The 18,154-nt window shown below is 70.4% G+C and carries 9 protein-coding genes; 8 read left to right on the top strand and 1 reads right to left on the bottom strand.

The window, feature by feature from the left end; translation table 11 throughout:
* Positions 1–17: 17 nt before the first annotated feature.
* The 8 genes from LY12_RS10505 to LY12_RS10540 are packed head-to-tail and all read left to right on the top strand — an operon-like array spanning position 18 to position 16,472.
* Positions 18–5,906, top strand: a complete 5,889-nt coding sequence (locus LY12_RS10505) for a non-ribosomal peptide synthetase (RefSeq protein WP_253855523.1) — start codon at positions 18–20, stop codon at positions 5,904–5,906.
* Positions 5,903–6,859: a TauD/TfdA family dioxygenase gene (locus tag LY12_RS10510; RefSeq protein WP_253855525.1), complete on the top strand. Its 957-nt coding sequence runs from the start codon at positions 5,903–5,905 to the stop codon at positions 6,857–6,859. Before LY12_RS10505 ends, LY12_RS10510 begins: the two co-directional genes overlap by 4 nt.
* A gap of 25 nt (positions 6,860–6,884) precedes the next feature.
* Positions 6,885–11,879, top strand: a complete 4,995-nt coding sequence (locus LY12_RS10515; RefSeq protein ID WP_253855527.1) for a non-ribosomal peptide synthetase — start codon at positions 6,885–6,887, stop codon at positions 11,877–11,879.
* Entirely contained in the window at positions 11,869–13,011 is a 1,143-nt protein-coding gene (locus tag LY12_RS10520; protein WP_253855529.1) for an acyl-CoA dehydrogenase family protein, read from the top strand. Before LY12_RS10515 ends, LY12_RS10520 begins: the two co-directional genes overlap by 11 nt.
* Positions 13,008–14,588: an amino acid adenylation domain-containing protein gene (locus LY12_RS10525; RefSeq protein WP_253855531.1), complete on the top strand. Its 1,581-nt coding sequence runs from the start codon at positions 13,008–13,010 to the stop codon at positions 14,586–14,588. The genes LY12_RS10520 and LY12_RS10525 overlap by 4 nt, the downstream gene beginning before the upstream one ends.
* The gene (locus LY12_RS10530; RefSeq protein ID WP_253855532.1) at positions 14,585–14,863 is read left to right on the top strand and encodes an acyl carrier protein; all 279 of its coding nucleotides are present in this window, start codon (positions 14,585–14,587) and stop codon (positions 14,861–14,863) included. The genes LY12_RS10525 and LY12_RS10530 overlap by 4 nt, the downstream gene beginning before the upstream one ends.
* Positions 14,864–14,874: 11 nt before the next feature.
* Positions 14,875–16,218, top strand: coding sequence for an NAD(P)/FAD-dependent oxidoreductase (locus tag LY12_RS10535; protein WP_253855534.1), 1,344 nt, complete (start codon positions 14,875–14,877; stop codon positions 16,216–16,218).
* A gap of 41 nt (positions 16,219–16,259) precedes the next feature.
* Positions 16,260–16,472 (top strand): MbtH family protein, encoded by a 213-nt coding sequence (locus LY12_RS10540; protein ID WP_253855536.1) that lies wholly within the window; start codon positions 16,260–16,262, stop codon positions 16,470–16,472.
* A gap of 237 nt (positions 16,473–16,709) precedes the next feature.
* Here LY12_RS10540 and LY12_RS10545 read toward each other — a convergent pair whose 3' ends face one another.
* The gene (locus LY12_RS10545; RefSeq protein WP_253855538.1) at positions 16,710–17,978 is read right to left on the bottom strand and encodes an HNH endonuclease signature motif containing protein; all 1,269 of its coding nucleotides are present in this window, start codon (positions 17,976–17,978) and stop codon (positions 16,710–16,712) included.
* Positions 17,979–18,154 lie beyond the last annotated feature (176 nt).

Below are 18,154 nucleotides of genomic sequence, written 5' to 3' on the forward strand. Positions count from 1 at the left end.
GGGGCGACGGGAGCGAAATGGCCACCGGTAACGAGCATCGACAACCACTGTCCCACGCCCAGAAGGCGGTCTGGTTCGCCCACCAGCAGGATCCGACCCAACGTCGCTACACCTGCGCGGAGTATCTGACCCTGACCGGAGAACTCGACGTGCCGGTGCTGACGCGGGCATGGGCCCGGTTGTGCGACGAGGCAGATGCGCTGCGGGTGCTCCGGATCGAGGAGACGGCCGCGGGCGAGCTGGCCCAGGTGGTCAGCGATCGCGCTCCGTCGCTGCACGAGATCGACGTCGGCGCCGTGGCCGATCCGACGGCTGCGGCGCACGAGTGGATGCACCGCGATCTCGACACGCCGATCGACACGGCCACGGGTCCGATGGTGCTCGCGGCGCTGATACGGATCGCCGACGATCGGCACCTGCTCTACCTGCGAATGCACCACGCCGTGACCGACGGTCACAGCATGCCGCTGCTGCACGAGTCGCTGGCAGCGCGGTACACGAGCCTGCTGCTGGCGGAACCGCAGCCGGCCCGGCTCGGGCAGCTCACCGACATGACCGCCAAGGACGCGGCGTACCGCGCAGGTGCGGACTTCGAACTCGACCGCAGGTACTGGGCCGGACGGTTCGCCGACCGCCCCGACCCGATGCGGGTTCCGGCCGTCATGACGGGCCGGCAGGACGAGGCGGTCCGGGCCCGGCAGGTGTCCCGGCTGTCCGACATGGACTCCGGAAGACTCGTCGACGCCGCGGCCGAAGCCGGCACCACGTGGCAGTTCCTGGTGATCGGCGCGACCGCGGGGTATCTGCGGCGCGTCACCGGCAGGCGCGACGTCGTGCTGGGGTTGACCAACAGCGGCCGGCGGGGCGTGGCAGCACGCCGGACCCCCGGCATGGCCGCCAACACCGTGCCGCTGCGGCTCGACGTCGCAGGCGGGGCAACGCTGCGCGGGCTGTTGCCGTCGGTGGCAGCCGAGATCGCCGACGTGCAACGGCACGAACGCTTCCGTTACGACGACCTGTGCCGCGCGCTGGACGTTCCCGGCACGGGCGAAGGCCCGCTGGGGCCGATTCTCAACTTCATGCCCTACCCCGGGCGGTTCCGGTTCGGTGACGCCACGGCGACCGCGCGCAACCTGGCATCGGGCCCCAGTATCGACCTCACCTTCGGGGTGACGGGTTCGGCCGTCGACGGCATCGACCTGTCCGTCGACGCGAATCCCGCACTGCACCCCGGGGAACGGCTGGACGGCGAACTGCACCGCTGGGCCGGATTCGTCCGCGCCGTGATCGACGAGCCCGACCGCGAGTTCCGGTCCGTCGACGTGCTCACCGCGGCGGAACGAGCGGCGAGTCTCTGTGCACCGGGCGATGCCGCGGTCGCTTCCGACGGGCGAACCGTCGTGGACCTCGTTCGCGAGGTGGCACGGCACCGGCCCGACGACACGGCCGTGTCCGGCGGCGGGAGCCGGCTGACCTACGGCGGGCTCGACGCGGAATCGGCCTCGCTGGCCGCGCGACTCGTCGAGCAGGGCGTACAGCGGGAGGACGTCGTCGGCATCGCGATGACCCGCTCGCCGAACCTCATCGTGGCCATGCTCGCCGTACTCCGTGCGGGCGGGTGCTACCTCCCCCTCGACCTGACCTACCCGCGCGAGCGTGTCCGATCGATGCTGGCCGACAGCACGGCACGCTGCGTGCTGGTCTCGGACGTCGAGGCGGCCGCCGCGGTGCTGCCTCCGGAGGCGGTCGTGATCGACGTGAACGACCGGCCCGGCACGGCCGCGCTCACCGATCCGGTCGCCGTCCACGGCACCTCGGCCGCCAACGTGTTCTTCACCTCCGGGTCCACGGGAACGCCCAAGGGCGTCGTCGCGCTGCACCAGGGGCTGGCGAACCTCGCACTCGACAACCGTGCCCGGTTCGGGCTCGATGCCGACAGCACCGTGTTGCAGTACGTGTCCCCCGCGTTCGACGCGGCGAGCGAGGACATCTGGCCTGCCCTGGTCGCGGGTGCCCGGCTGGTGCTGCCGCCCGAGCCGGCGAACCTCCCGCTGTCGGACCTGCTCGAGGTGTTGCGTACGGAACGGATCACCCACGCGGCGCTGCCGCCCACCGTGCTGCGCCAGCTGCCTTCCGACGGGCTGCCCGATCTCGCGCACCTGGTGGTCGGCGGCGAGACACCGGAGGCCGCGGTCGTCGACCGATGGGCCCGTGGTCGCCGGATGCTGAACATGTACGGCCCCACCGAGGTCTGCTGCACCGCAACCGGCGGTGCGATCCGCCCAGGCGAGCCGGTGACCATAGGCCGCCCGATCGACAACGTCGCGGTGTACCTCCTCGACGACGACCTCCAGCCGGTGGTGCCGGGCACCGTGGGTGAGTTGTACGTCGCGGGCCGCAGCGTCTCCCGTGGCTACCTCGACCGGCCAGCCGCAACCGCGGACGTCTTCCTCCCCTGTCCGTTCGCGGAACCGGGAAGCCGGATGTACCGCACCGGCGACCTGGCGTATCGGCGTGACGACGGCGCGCTCCAGTACCTGGGACGTGCGGACCACCAGGTCAAGATCCGCGGCTTCCGGGTGGAGCTCGGCGAGGTCGAAGCGGCGCTGGCCGCCGACTCCCGCGTCGCAGGCGCGATCGTGACCGCCCGGGAGACGGCGGCCGGTGGGAAGCAGCTCCTCGGGTACGTGATGCGCAGGCCGGGAGCCCGCGTCGACGGCGAGCAGCTGCGACACGGACTCGGCGAGGTCGTCCCCGAGCACATGGTTCCGTCGGCCGTCCTCGTGCTGGACGCGTTTCCGTTGCAGCCGAACGGAAAGGTCGACCGGGAGTCACTTCCCGAACCGCCGGCTGGACGGGCCACCGCGCCGCAACCGCCCACCACCGCCGACGAGGTGGCCCTGTGCACGATCTTCGCCGAGATCCTCGGCGTGGCCGAGATCGGCGTGCACGACTCGTTCTTCCGGCACGGCGGGGACAGCATCCTTGCCCTGCGGCTGGTGTCGTCCGCGCGCGCCTCCGGGCTCGTACTGACACCGCGGCAGGTCTTCGAGCATCCGACCGTCAAGGAGCTCGCCGAGGTCGCGCGCCGCGACGTCGACACCGGCGCCGACGACGGCATCGGCTCCCTGCCCGCACCGCCGATCGTGCACTGGGCGCTGGACCTCGGGCCGATCGACGAGTTCCATCAGGCGGCCCGTATCCGCGTTCCGGCGGGAGCAGGGCACGACCGGCTCGCCAAGGCGCTCCAGCTCGTCACCGAACGTCATCCGGCGCTCCGGACCAGGCTGGCGGCCGACCGGACGATGCACGTCGTCCCACCCGAGGGAACGGCCAACGACGTGCTCACCACCGTCGACGTCGCGAGCACCGACCTCGGCACCGTCGTCGAACAGCAACGCAGGGCAGCGGTCGGTGCGCTGCGACCGGCCGAGGGCGAGCTGGTCAGGGCGGTGTGGCTGAGCACGGGAGAGGCCGAACCGGGGACGCTGTTGCTGGTCGTCCATCACCTGGCCGTCGACGGTGTCTCCTGGCGCGTCCTCCTCGACGATCTGGCGCGGGCGTGGCGGCTCGTCGCCACGGACGAGTCACCGGAGTGGACGCCTGCGGGGACATCACCGCGGACGTGGGCGACCCGGCTGGCCGCCGCCGCGGCCGAGCCCCACTGGACTGCGCAGCGGGAACTGTGGCACCGCATACTGACCACGCCCGATCCGCCTGTCGGCGTGCGGAGCCTCGTCCCGGCGAAGGACACGTTCGCCACCGCCGCCACGGCGGAGATCACGCTGCCTGCGCGCGTCGCCGAGCCGCTCCTGACCGTCCTTCCCGAGCGGTACCGGGCGAACCAGGACGACGTGCTGCTGACCGGAGTCACGCTCGCGTTCGCACACTGGCGACGCCGGCGAGTGCCCGGCCACGGCGACACCGCCGTGCTCGTGGATCTCGAAGGGCACGGCAGGCACGGCGCCGATGTGGCGGTGGAACTCGAGAACACTGTCGGCTGGTTCACCAGCATCCACCCGGTGTCCGTCGACCCCGGGCGCCCCGACTGGCACGCGGTGACCACCGGAAGTGCGGAACTGGCCACCATCCTCAAGCGCGTGAAGGAGCAGCTGCGCGCCGTTCCCGACAACGGGCTCGGGTTCGGCATGTTGCGTCACCTCAAGGAGGACACCGCTGCCGAGTTCGCGGCGCTCGGTTCTCCCCAACTGGCCTTCAACTACCTGGGCAGGCTTCCGGTTTCCGACGGCGCGGATCCTGGTTCCCAGGCCTCGGACTGGTCGCTCACCGGTGACGAACCGTTCTCCGGTGCCCCGGATCCGCGGATGGCGATGCCGCACGCCATGGAAGTCAACGTCATCGCCTACGACCGCGCGGGCGGCACCGAGCTCGCCGTACGTGCGATGTGGCCCTCCGGCGTGCTCGGCGAATCGGCGGTCGCAGAATTCCTCGACTCGGTACGGCTGGCCCTGACGGGACTGGCCGATCACGGCCGACGTCCCGATTCGGGCGGCATGACGCCGTCGGACGTGCCGCTGGCATCGCTCGACCAGGACGACATCGACACGATCGTGCAGCGCAGGCCCGACACCACCGACATCCTGCCGCTCACACCGCTGCAGGAGGCGATCCTGCTGCACAATCTGGTCACCGAGCACACGGTCGACGTCTACAACGAACAGTTGCGTATGACCGTCGACGGCCCCCTCGACGCAGGCAGACTCCGCGCGGCCCTCACGACGGTCCTGCGCAGACATCCGAACCTCGCGGCCGCGTTCGAACACGACGTCTCGTCGCCGGTTCAGGTCATTGTGGCCGATCCACCGGCGATACCGCTGGCCGAGCAGGATCTGTCGCACCTCGGCGCCGAGGAACGCGACCTCCGTGCGGCGCGGCTGGCTGCCGCCGACCGGGCCGCTCACTTCGCACTGGACCGGCCGCCACCACTGCGGTGCCGGCTGCTGCGCCTCGACGAGCGACGGCACCGGCTGCTGCTCACCGCGCACCACGTGGTGTGGGACGGCTGGTCCATGGCGATCGTGTTGCGGGAGCTCTTCGCCTGCTACCCGCACGGTGACGATCGCGCGCTGGGCGCACCACCGCGCTACCGGAACTATGTGCACTGGCTGGCACGGCAGGACCGGCCGTCCGCGCGAGCGGCGTGGGGCGCCTACCTCGCTGGCATCCCGGAACCGACCCACGTCGCGCCTGACCTGCCCCCTGCCGAGTACGTGACGCACGAACTGCTGACCACACACCTGACCGAACGGGTTTCCGCCGGGCTCACCGCCACCGCCCGGCGCGGCGACGTCACGTTGAATGTGATCGTCCAGCTGGTCTGGGCGACCGTGCTGAAGCGGCTCACCGGCAACGACGACGTCGTGTTCGGCACGTCGGTCTCCGGACGACCACCGGAGGTGCCGGGGATCCACGGCATGGTGGGGCTGCTCACCAACACGGTCCCGGTGCGGGTCCGCCTCGACGAGCAGGCCTCCGCGACCACGATGTTCGCCGAGCTGACGCGGGAACAACTGCCCCTGCTGCATCACCATCACCTCGGACTGGCCGAGATCCAGCGCCAGGCGGGACACGGCCGGTCGGCGCTGTTCGACACGACGATGATGGTGCTCAACTACCCCTTCGATCCCGGCGACTGGGATGCCGAGCTCGGCGAGCTGAACATCGTCGATCACGAGCTGGGTGACGACACGCCGTATCCGCTGCGCCTCGTCGTCGTCCCGGGTCCGACTGTCCACGTGCGACTCGGGTACCGGCCGGATGCGATCGGTCGAGCCCAGGCCACCGAGGTGCTCGAACACGTGGCGGCCGCCTTCACCGCCATCGCCGCCGATCCCGAACAGACCGTTTCCGACCTCCTCGCGGGGATGCCGAAGGGAACACCATGAGCAACGACCTCGCACTCACACTGACCGACGCCGAACGGGACGGGATCGCTGCCATTGCGCGAGACCTGGTAGCAGCACCTCCCCGCGTGATCGACGACCCGTCGTGGGTGGACGACTGCCGGTCGGCGGCGGCGGGACTGCCGGTCCGGCTTCGCCGCCGACTACAGGATTTCCGTCACGATCCCGGTGACTCGGGAGCGCTGCTCGTGCGCAACCTGCCCGGTACCGCCGACCGGCCGACGCCCGCCGAACCCAGCTCGGTCGAACGCGAGGCCAGCGTCGGGTCCGCGGTGATCGGCCTGCTGTCGCTGCACCTCGGCGAGCTCATCGCCTATCGCAACGAGAAGTCCGGCGCCCTGGTGCAGAACGTCGTACCCGTTCCGGGGCTGGAGGAGCAGCAGAGCAACGCGGGCAGCACCCGCCTCGCGATGCACGTGGAGAACGCCTTCCACCCGCGCCGCCCCGATTACGTCTGCCTGTTCTGCATCCGCGCGGACCACGAGCGCGTCGCGGGGCTGCAGCTGTCCTGCATTCGCAGGGCCGTCGGCGCGCTGCCCGACGCGATCCGCGCGGTGCTCGCGGAGCCGCGCTTCACCACCCAGGCGCCGCCGTCGTTCGGCGGCGATGGCGCCGACGCGCCCCGGCACGCGGTCCTGACCGGGGAGCCGACGGATCCCGACATCCAGGTCGACTTCCACGCCACGTCCGGTGGCGACGACGAGGCGAAGAACGCGCTGGAGGCGCTGTTCGAGGCCGTGACGGGCGCGGCGGAGACGCTGCCGCTGCAACCGGGGGACCTCGCGCTGGTCGACAACCGCGTGACGTTGCACGGCCGCACCGTGTTCACGCCGCGCTACGACGGCAACGACCGCTGGCTGCATCGCACGTTCGTGCACCTCGACCACCGGCGTTCGCGTGCCCTGCGCACCCGGGCCGGCCACGTTCTCGCATGAGTTGCCCGACCACCGGAGGAGAAAGATGAGCCGCCAGGACGAACCGCCGACCGTGCCCGCACTCGTCGCACGTCAGGTCGCGGCCACACCGGATGCGGTGGCCGTGGTCGACGGTGCCGAGTCGGTGACCTACGCCGACCTCGACGCCCGCGCCGACCGTCTCGCGCAGCTGCTGGCCGACCGGGGCGCAGGCGCGCGGGGTGACGCGGCCGACGTCGTCGGAGTGTGCCTGCCCCGCGGGGTCGACCTCGTCGCCGCACTGCTCGCGGTGTGGCGCGTGGGTGGCGCCTATCTGCCGGTCGATCCTGCGCACCCGAAGGGCCGGATCGCATCCCTGCTCACCTCCGCCGGCGCACGACTCGTCCTCACCCACGCCGACGGGGTCGCGCCGGCCGGGGTCCCTTCGGTCGTGCCCGACGACGTGCCGGGCGTCTCCGGCGGCCACTCGGGTGGTCCCACGCAGCCGGCCGGCATCGACCCCGCGTATGTGCTGTTCACCTCGGGTTCCACCGGTACGCCGAAACCTGTTGTGGTGCACCACGCCGGCATCGCCAATCACGCGAGGTGGCGGGCACGGGTGCACGGCCTGCGCCCCGGTGACCGGATTCTGCAGAAGACCGCACTGACCTTCGACGCGGCAGGCTGGGAGATCTTCGCTCCGCTGATCAGCGGCGGCACGGTCGTACTCGCACCCGACGGCGCCGAACGCGACCCCGCCGCACTGGTGCGGACGATGGCGGAGAAGGACATCACGGTGCTCCAGGTCGTCCCCTCGCTGCTGCGGACGCTCGTGTCCGAGCAGGGCTGGGAGGAATGCGGCTCGCTGCGGCTGCTGTCCTCCGGCGGCGAGCAGCTGCACGCCGACCTGGTGCAGCGATTCCTCGGGTTGGTTCCGCATCCCGACGCCGTCGACGTGTGGAACACCTACGGCCCGACGGAGTGCTCGATCGAGGTCACCGCTCACCGGTTCGATCCGGCACAGTGGTCGGGACCGGTGCCGATCGGGCTGCCCATCGACGGCGTCCGGATCGAACTCGTCGACGACGCCGGGCATCCGGTGCCGGCAGGCCGCACCGGCGAGCTGGTGGCGAGCGGTGTGGGTGTCGGCCACGGCTACCACGGCCGTGCCGGGGAGACGGCCGGACGCTTCGTCCCCGATCCCGCGGGGCCGCCCGGATCGCGCGGGTACCGCACGGGTGACCTGGTGCGGACGACGCAGGAAGGCCTGCTGGAGTACGTCGGCCGGATCGACCACCAGTTGAAGGTGAACGGCGTGCGGATCGAGCCGGGCGAGATCGAGGCCGCGCTGACCGCCCACCCTGCCGTGGACGGCGCCGTCGTCACCGGTTTCACGACCGCGGACGGCGACACCCGGGCGGCCGCGCACGTGCAGACGGCCGGCGGCGAGGTTCCCGCCGACCTCAGGGAGTTCCTCACGGCTCGGCTGCCCGCCACCCACGTCCCGGCGGTGTTCGGCGGACTCACCGCGTTTCCCACCACGCGAAGCGGCAAGATCGACCGATCGGCACTGCCCCGGATCGACGTGCAGCCGGAATCCCCGGCCGGTCCGCTGTCCGGGGCCGAACGGATCGTCGCCGAGATCTGGCGTGATCTGCTGCAGACCGACGACGCCGGACCCGACGACGACTTCTTCGCGCTCGGTGGTTCGTCGTTGCAGCTGACGCGCCTGGCCAACCGGATACGCAAGGCGTGCGGTGCGGCAGTCGACCTGAGCAGCCTCATGAACGCGACCACCCTTGCCGAGCAGGCCGCGGTCGTCGCCGAGGCGACCGGCGACCCGGCCGACGACGACCGCATCACCCGGGTGTCCCGTGACGGTCCGCTGCCGCTCTCGTTCGGGCAACGCCGGATGTGGGTACTGGACCGGATGCGGCCGCGCAGCCGCGAGTGGGTCAGCGCACTGTTCGTCCGCGTCGCCGCCGGAACCGGAACCCAACAGGTCCGAAGGGCGCTGAACCTGCTGCTCGAACGGCACGAGGCGTTGCGCACCCGGTTCGTCCTGCACGAAGGTGAGCCGCACCAGGTGATCGACCCGGCAGGTGACTACGAACTGCGCGTCGTCGGCGACATGCCGGATGCGACGTTCACCGCCGAACTCGACCGGGACCTCGACCGGGGCTTCGACATCGAGTCGGGCCCGGTGACGCGAGCACTGCTCCGGCGGTGCGGCGACCACCAGGTCCTGGTGATCGCCGCGCACCACATCGCGATCGACGGCTGGTCGTCGACCGTGCTGGAGCAAGAGTTCCACGAGCTGCTCGACGCCGTCCTCACCGATCGCTCCCCCACGCTGCCGCCGCAGGAACTGCAGTACGCCGACTTCGCGGTGTGGCAGCGGGCCACCCTCGACGAGAAAGTGATCGACAAGGAGCTGGCGTACTGGCGGGCGGAGTTGGACGGCGCGAAACCGACGACCGTGCGGCTCGACAAACCGCGTCCCGCCGCCCGCGACGGCCACGGCGGCATCGTCGGCTTCACCGTTCCGGCCACCGTGGCGACCACTCTTGACGACCTGGGCAAGCGGGCAGGCGCCACGCCGTTCATGACGTTGCTGACCGCCTTCGCCACCCTGCTCGCCCGGTACAACTCGGACTGGGACGTCGTGGTCGGCACGCCGGTCGCCGGGCGGAACCGGCCCGAGCTGGAGAACGTCGTCGGGTTCTTCCTCAACAGCGTCGTGCTCCGCTGCCGGTTGGATCCCGACACGGATTTCACGACGGCGCTCGCCACGGTCCGCGACACCTGCCGCGACGGCTTCGCGCACCAGGACGTGCCGTTCGACCGGCTCGTCGCCGAACTCGCTCCGGAACGGGACCTCTCCAGGACGCCGCTCTACCAGGTCGCCTTCGATCTGCACGACCACAAGCTGACCGGTTCGGCGGGTGATCCCGACGACTGGGCGACCCTGCTGGATGCGTCCCGGATCGCCAAGACCGACCTCACGCTCTACCTGCGCGCAGAACCGGACGGGACGCTCGCCGGAGGGCTGGAGTACGCCACTGCGCTGTTCGAACCGGGAACCGTGGAACGGATGACCCGGCACTTCCTCGCGCTGCTGGAGTCCATCGCGCAGGACACCGCTGGCCGGGCACTGTCCGAAGTCGACTTCCTGCCGTCCGACGAGCGCGAATTGCTCGACACCGCGACCTACCGGGAAGCGGTGCCCGGCGGCGACCCCGGCACCACCCTGGAGCTGTTCGAACGGCAGGCTCGCGCAACACCGGACGCGACCGCCCTGATGTGCGGGACGGACCGGCTGACCTACGCCGAACTCGACGCGAAGGCCGGCGCGCTGGCGCATCGGTTGCAGGCCATGGGCGCCGGGCCCGACACCGTCGTCGGTGTCCTGCTCGAACGCGGGACGAACCTGCTGGCAGCGTTCCTCGGGGTGTGGAAGGCGGGTGCGGCGTATCTACCGCTCGATGTCGACGCGCCCGCCGAGCGCACCGAACTCGTGCTGGCGGACGCCGGGGCGCCCGCCGTGATCACGACCGGCGAGTTCCGGGACCGGCTCACCGACGATCGCCCGGGCGTACTGCTGGTCGACGAGATCGACCCCGGCGAGGCAGGGACCGGGCCCGAGCGGCTCACCGATCCGGACCTGCTGGCCTACGTGATCTACACATCCGGATCGACGGGGAAGCCGAAGGGAGTCCAGATCACGCATCGCGGGCTCGCCAACCACCTGCGCTGGGCCACCGCCGAGTTGACGTCCCGCGGTTCGGGCGGTGCGGCCGTGTTCTCCTCGGTGGCCTTCGACCTCGTGGTCCCCAACCTGTGGGCCCCGTTGCTCGCCGGGCAACCGGTGCACCTGCTGCCGCCCGACATGGACCTCACCGAGCTCGGCGCCCTGCTCAGGGAGAGAGCACCGTTCAGCTTCCTCAAGCTCACCCCCGGGCACCTCGAGATCCTCTCCCAGCAGCTCGACCCGAGTTGGATCGGCGATCTCGCCGACGTGATCGTGGTGGCAGGTCAGGAACTGCCCGTGCGCCTCGCCGAGCACTGGGCCGCCACGCTCGGCCCCGGACGGTTGATCAACGAGTACGGGCCGTCGGAGGCGACCGTAGGCACGTGCATCCACCCCGTCACGGCACCGGTGACCGGCGACAACGTGCCGATCGGCCGGCCGCTGCCCGGTGTGGTCATGCGTGTCCTCGACCCGCTGCTGCGCCCGGCACCCGTCGGCGTGGTCGGCGAACTGTACGTGGGCGGGACCGGACTGGCGCGCTGCTACGCCGGCGCACCGGCACTGACCGCCGAACGTTTTCTGCCGGACCCGTTCTCGGCCGACGGTTCCCGGCTGTACCGGACCGGCGATCTGGCGAAGGTGCTCCCGTCCGGCGACGTCTGCTTCGTCGGGCGCAACGACGACCAGGTGAAGATCCGCGGCCACCGGGTCGAGATCGGCGAGGTCACGGCCGTGCTCACCGCGCACGCCTCGGTCCGTGAAGCCGTGTTGCTCACCGACGCCGACGGTGCGGGTGAGGTCCGGCTGCGCGCGTTCGCGGTTCCGGAAGCCTCGGCCGGTGACGGGCTCGCCGAGCAGCTGCTCGGCGACTGCGCACGCCGGCTCCCCTCCTACATGGTGCCGAGTTCCTACACCCTCGTGGATCGGTTCCCGCTGACGGCGAACGGCAAGCTCGACCGCACCAGGCTCGTCGCGCTCACCGCGTCGGGCGAGACCAGTCTGCGAGCTCCGGAAGGCGACGTCGAAACCGGCGTCGCGGAGTTGTTCGCCGAACTGCTGGGCCATCACGTCGGCGCCGACAGCGACTTCTTCGCCGCCGGCGGCAACTCGATTCTCGCGATCCGGCTGATCGCCGGGATCCAGGAGACGTTCGACATCGAACTGCCCATCCGGGTCGTCTTCGAGGATCCGACGGTCGCGGGCCTTGCCGCCGCCGTCGACACGCGGATCCGGGCCGAACTCGACCACGCGCCCGGCCGGGGCGACGTGCCGGCGGGCGATGCGGTATCGGAGCGTGCCAGTGGATTTTGAGCTCACCGACGGCCAGCGCGACCGGTGTGCCGAACTCACCGCGTCGGTACGCGAACGGCTCGGCGACACCCCACCATCCACTCCGGACACCGAGCACACCAGACGTCGCTGGCGGGTCGCGGGCGAGCTCGGGCTCACCGGTCTGTGCCTGCCCGGCGAGTACGGCGGCGGTGGCCTCGGCGCACTCGACACCGCGCTGTGCCTCGAAGCGTTCGGCCGTGCCTGTCCCGACACGGGTCTGGCGTTCGGGGTGGCGGCGCATCTGCTGGCCTGCTGCGTCGCCATCCGTGACTTCGCCACCGAATCGACGGCGGCTCGTCTCCTGCCCGGCCTCGCGAAGGGCGAGCTGATCGCGGCCAACGCGATCACCGAGGACGGCGCCGGTTCGGACGTCGGGGCCCTGGCGATGAAAGGCACGGCAACGGCCGACGGTTACCGCCTGAGCGGAGAGAAGTCGTTCTCCAGCAATGCACCGGTCGCCGACGTGTTCGTCGTCTACGCCGTCACCGACCCGTCAGACGGTTTCCTCGGCACCACGGGATTCGTCGTCCCGCGCGAGACCGCGGGGCTCACGGTCGGCCCCGCGATGGCGAAGCTGGGGCTGCACGGCTGTCCCGCCGGCAGGGTCGGTCTCGACGACGCCGAGGTACCGCAGTGCCACGTGCTGGGCGAGCCGGGGCAGGGCGCGCTGATCTTCCAGCATTCGATGGGGTGGGAACGGGCCTGCCTGTTCGCGCTCTACCTCGGCCTGATGGAGGAGCAGCTGCACCGCTGCGTCACCCACGCCAGACGACGCAGGCAGTTCGGCAGGCCCATCGGCGAGTTCCAGGCCGTCTCGCATCCGCTCGCCGAGATGCGCCAGCGCATCGACGGTGCGCGGCTGCTGCTGTACCGAGCCTGTTGGCTCATGGATCAGGGGCGGGCCGACGTCGCCGCGACGTCGATGGCCAAGCTCGCCGTGTCCGAGGCGGCGGTGGCCAACAGTGTCGCCGCGATGCAGTTGTTCGCCGGCAGCGGCTACCTCGTCGGCACCGGCATCGAGGCCCAGCTGCGGGACTGCCTGCCGAGCACCGTGTTCTCCGGCACCTCGGAGGTGCACCGCAACATCGTCGCGAGAGGGATGGGCCTGTGAGGCTGCACGAACTGGTCATCGGCACGGCCGCCCGCGATCCGGACCGGCTCGCGGTCACGTGCGGCGCTGACGCTCTCACCTACGGCGAGCTCGACCGCAGGGCGTCGGCGTTCGCCTCGGTGCTCGCCCAGCTGGGTGTGGGCCGTGGTGACCGGGTGTTGCTGTGGTCGGACAAGTCGGTGCACGTCGTGGTCGCCATGCAGGCCGTGCTCCGGCTCGGCGCGGCGTATGTCCCTGCCGACGGCACGGCACCGCTGCGGCGGGTGACTGCCCTGGCCGCCGACTGCTCGCCACGTGTGGTCTGCACCGATGACGGCAGACTCGGCGCGATCGACCGCGAACTGCCGACGACTCGCGTCATCGGCCTCGGCGGCGCCGGAACCCACCCCGATGCCGGAACCCACCCCGACGTCGGAGGTCGACCCGACGCCGGAGGTCCTGCTGCGGAGCCGGTGGCCGCTGCCGTCCACCCCGACGAGCTCGCCTACATCCTCTACACCTCCGGTTCGACCGGCGCCCCGAAGGGCGTGTGCATCAGCCATCGCAACGCACTGGCGTTCGTTCGGTGGGCGATGGAGGAGTTGGCCGTCGGGCCGGCCGACCGGCTCGCGAACCACGCACCGCTCGTGTTCGACCTCTCCGTCATGGACCTCTACGCCGCGTTCGCGGCTGGGGCGTCCGTCCATCTACTGCCGGCCGAGCTGGCCTACAGCCCGAGCGAACTCGTCCGTTTCCTCCGCGCGCAACGGATCACGGTGTGGTACTCCGTACCGTCCGCACTGGTGCTGATGATGCGGCACGGCGGCCTGTTGGACGAACCGCCACCGCCCGGTCTGCGGGCCGTCTGCTTCGCGGGTGAGCCTTTCCCCATCGCGGGCGTCCGCGCACTGGCCGAATGGACCGGGGCCCGGCTGCTCAACCTGTACGGTCCGACCGAGACGAACGTGTGCACCTTCCGGGAGGTCACCGCGTCCGACCTCGAACGGGACCGGCCGGCGCCCATCGGCCGCCAATGCAGCGGCGACACGGTGTGGGCCCGGCGGGCCGACGGCGGCAGCGCAGCTCCCGGCCAGGAAGGTGAGCTGGTCGTCGAGGGACCGACCGTGCTCATGGGGTACTGGGGCGGCGCGCCCCACAGTGGTCCTTACCGCACCGGCGACATCGTGCGCGTTCTCGACGACGGCGCGTTCGACTACATCGGCAGGCGCGACCAGACCGTGAAAGTGCGCGGCCACCGGATCGGCCTCGAGGAAGTCGAAGCGGCCATCGCCGCCCACCCGGAGGTCGCCGACGTCGCGGTGGCTCTCACCGGCGACGGCATCGACGCCCGGCTGGTCGCGTTCGTCGTCTCCGTCGACGGCGGGCCGCCCGGCCGGCTGGCGCTCAAGGCGCACTGCGCGGCCACGCTGCCGTCCTACGCCGTCGTCGACCGGGTGCGGTTCGTCCACGAACTGCCGCGGACCGGCAACGGCAAGGTCGACCGGCGCGCACTGCAGCAGCCCGTGGCGCCGGGCGGTAACCAGTCGCGAAACGCGGCCGACACGGCCGTGCTCGCTCGAGAAGGGAGCCCAGAGTGAACACCGGAGAACTGGAGACGGAGCTGCTCGGCTACATCCGCTCGGAGTTCCTGTTCGGCGACGAGGACGAGGAGTTGGATACGACGACCCCGCTGCTGGAATGGGGAATACTCGATTCGTTGCGTACCGCGTTGCTGCTGGGACACGTGCGCGAGCGCTACGGCGTGAACATCTCGCCTGCGAAGGTCCAGGCCGACAACTTCCGCGATGTCCGAGCGATCGCCGGACTGGTCCGTGCCGAGTCCGCCACCGCCGCCGCGGGCGAGCATTCCTGAGAGGACGACCGATGGCACCCGATTTCGACGTCGCGATCATCGGCGGCGGACCGGCAGGCTCGACGACGGCGTCCTATCTCGCCAGGGCGGGCATGTCGGTCGTGGTTTTCGAGAGCGAGACATTCCCCCGGCCGCATGTCGGCGAGTCGCTGGTCCCTGCGACCACGCCGGTGCTCGTCGAGATCGGCGCGATCGACAAGATCGACGAAGCGGGTTTCCCGAAGAAGTACGGGGCGTCCTGGAGCTCCTCCGAGTCACGGTCGATCCCGACGATGGGATACCAGGGTCTCAGTCACGACTGGTCGGCGGAGGTCCAGTTCGTCGAACGCAACCAGCCCGGCGTCGACCGGGACTACACGTACCACGTCGACCGCGGCCGGTTCGACGCGATTCTGCTCCGCCATGCGCAGGAGCAGGGCGCCACGGTGTTCAACGGGGCACGGGTGCTGGACGTCGACTTCGACGATCGGGACGCGGTGCGGTTGACCGTCCGGTTCGGGCCGCACAGCACCCGGTTCTCCGCGCGCATGGTCGTGGACGCGTCCGGGCGGCAGACGATGCTGGGACGCAAGCTGAAGGTGAAGGTCAACGACCCGGTCTTCGACCAGTACGCGGTGCACACGTGGTTCGACGGCCTGGACCGCGAGTCGCTCAGCCCGAGCACGGCCATGGCAGACCACATCTTCGTGCACTTCCTGCCGATCAAGGACACGTGGGTGTGGCAGATCCCCATCACCGACACCATCACCAGCGTCGGCGTCGTCACGCAGAAGCAGCGGTTCGCCGACGCCGCCGCCGATCGCGATGCCTTCTTCTGGGAGTTCGTGTCCAGTCGGCCCGAACTCCGCGAAGCCCTGACCAAGGCCGAGCGGATCCGGCCGTTCAAGGCCGAAGGCGACTACAGCTACTCGATGAAGCAGATCTGCGGGGACCGGTTCGTCATGATCGGGGACGCCGCACGGTTCGTCGACCCGATCTTCTCCAGCGGCGTGAGCGTCGCCCTGAACAGTGCGCGAATCGCCAGTCAGGACATCATCGCGGCCGGAAAGGCGGGCGAGTACGGCAAAGAGCGTTTCGGCACCTACGAGGACAAACTCCGCCGAGCGGTCAAGTACTGGTACGAGTTCATTTCGATCTACTACCGGTTGAACGTTCTCTTCACCGCTTTCGTCCAGGATCCCCGCTACCGGATCGACGTTCTCAAGATGCTGCAGGGCGATGTCTACGACGGCGAGGAGCCCAAGGCACTCGCCGCCATGCGCGAGGTGGTCACCGCGGTGGAGAACGACCCCGACCACCTGTGGCACCCATATCTCGGCACGCTGCGCGCGCCGACGTCCGCACCGAGTTTCTGACCGAGAAGGACACGAGAAACCCCGACAAGATGGAGGTTCTGATGGCGAACGAATCCAGCGGCGAAACGTACCGGGTCGTCTACAACGACGAAGAGCAGTACTCGGTCTGGTGGGCCGGGCGTGAGACGCCGGAGGGCTGGCACCACGAGGGAACCGAGGGAACCAGGGAGGAGTGCCTCGCCCACATCGAGAAGATCTGGACGGACATGCGGCCGTTGAGCCTACGGAAACGACTGGCCGAACAGCAGGCCTGACCCAACCCGCGCCGGCCTCCGGCGTCCGTCCCTCCGGCGTCCGTGCGAGGGGCGGGCGCCGGAGGCTTCTTTTCGCCGCCTTCCACGCTCGCCACGTTCCACGCTCGACGTACCCGACACGTTCGCGCGTCCGGATCGTGTGGTCGTGCGGTATCCCGTTCGCCCGCTACGAGCTCACTCCGGGAGACGTCGAGGAGAACGTGGACGAACCAGGACGGCACCTGGTGAGCCGGGGCATCACTCCTGCTGGCTGGTGGCGCTGTGACCTCGTGCTGCTGAGAAGGGTGGTTCGTCGGGCAGTGGTGGCGGTGGCAATGGTGGCGGTGGTGGTGTCGGCTGGCGTGGTGGTCGTGGTGTGAGGACGGTTTCTTGGTGTCCGGTGTGGGTGGTGCCGTTGGGTGTGGTGACGGTGGTGGTGCTGTGGGTGGGGTGGTGGTGGGTGGTCCAGCCGGGTGCGTTTTTCGTGCGGTGGTGTCGGCGGCAGCGTGGTGCGGTGTTGGTGGCCGAGGTGGGGCCGTGGTGGGCGGTCCATTCGTGTTGGTGGTCGAGGTCGCAGTGGCGGGCGGGTCGGTGGCACCAGGGGATGATGCATTCGCGGTCGCGCACGCGGACCAGGTCGCGGATGGTGGCGGTGGGGCGGCGTCGTGTTCTGCCGAGGTCGGTGGGCCGGCCGGTGGCGGGGTCGCAGAGCACGGCGCGCCAGGTGCTGTCGGTGTTGGTCATGATCTCCCGTGCGATGGCGGCGGGGATGGGTCCGTAGCCGTCGAGTTCGCAGCCCGAGTTGGAGATCGACAGGGCGGTGTCGATGGGCAGGTGCAGATACACCATCGCCGCCGCTTCGGGCACGTGTGCGCCGGGGTCGCGGCCGAGTAGTAGGTCGGCGGTGATGTCGGCGCGGAGTTGGTCGAGCGTGCGCTGCTCACCGTGCTTACGCAGTGCCCGGGCCATCGCGTCCACCCGGGCATAGCAGGCGGCCGCCACCTCCGACGGCAGGTCGGCCGTAATGCGGGATGCGGCGTTCGGCCCGTGATCCAACTCGACCCGACGGCCGTGGCGGGCCATGCGGGCCCGGGCGGCCCGCCCACCGGGGTCGACGTGTTCGACCAGGCGGGCGGCATGCCGGGCGAGGTTGCGCGGCTGCCACGCAGTGTCCGGCGCCGCAGCAAGCTTGCCAGCCAGTAGGGAGTCGACCTGGCGGGCGTGCTCGTCGGCCAGGGGTTCGGTCACGGCCAGCACGCGGCGGGCGCCGTAGTGCTCGACCTGCCCGCCGCGCATCGCACGCAACACCTGCGGCATGCGCCGGGTCAGATCAACCGCATTCCGGATTCGCCGCTCGACCTCCACAGGTGACACACGAAGCTCCGGGGCCAGTTCGTCGGCGATCTCGCGCCACTCGCGCTCACCCGACGCCAGCGAGGCGAGCAGCACCATCTCCTCGGCATCGATCTGCGCCCGCCGGCATCGCAGCGACACGGCCACAGCAGCACTATCCCCGGAACCAGTCACACCACGTATAGTACCGAACTACAGTTCGAAATGACATCACCCACAGGTGCACACCTGCAGCCCCTCAGGTGTGCACCTGCAGCAAAGTGCCCTCCCGTCGACCTGCCCCGCCGGCGAGGCGAAAAGCCCCCGAGACCCGCAAACCGTGACGGGTCGAACGATAGCCCCACCGGCGA

The organism is Prauserella alba, from assembly GCF_024171735.1.
Taxonomy (GTDB): Bacteria; Actinomycetota; Actinomycetes; order Mycobacteriales; family Pseudonocardiaceae; genus Prauserella; species Prauserella alba.

Excerpts from the sequence above, each read along its gene's own strand:
- LY12_RS10505 (WP_253855523.1), top strand. The coding sequence starts at position 18 with ATGGCCACCGGTAACGAGCATCGACAACCACTGTCCCACGCCCAGAAG.
- LY12_RS10510 (WP_253855525.1), top strand. The coding sequence starts at position 5,903 with ATGAGCAACGACCTCGCACTCACACTGACCGACGCCGAACGGGACGGG.
- LY12_RS10515 (WP_253855527.1), top strand. The coding sequence starts at position 6,885 with ATGAGCCGCCAGGACGAACCGCCGACCGTGCCCGCACTCGTCGCACGT.
- LY12_RS10535 (WP_253855534.1), top strand. The coding sequence starts at position 14,875 with ATGGCACCCGATTTCGACGTCGCGATCATCGGCGGCGGACCGGCAGGC.
- LY12_RS10540 (WP_253855536.1), top strand. The coding sequence starts at position 16,260 with ATGGCGAACGAATCCAGCGGCGAAACGTACCGGGTCGTCTACAACGAC.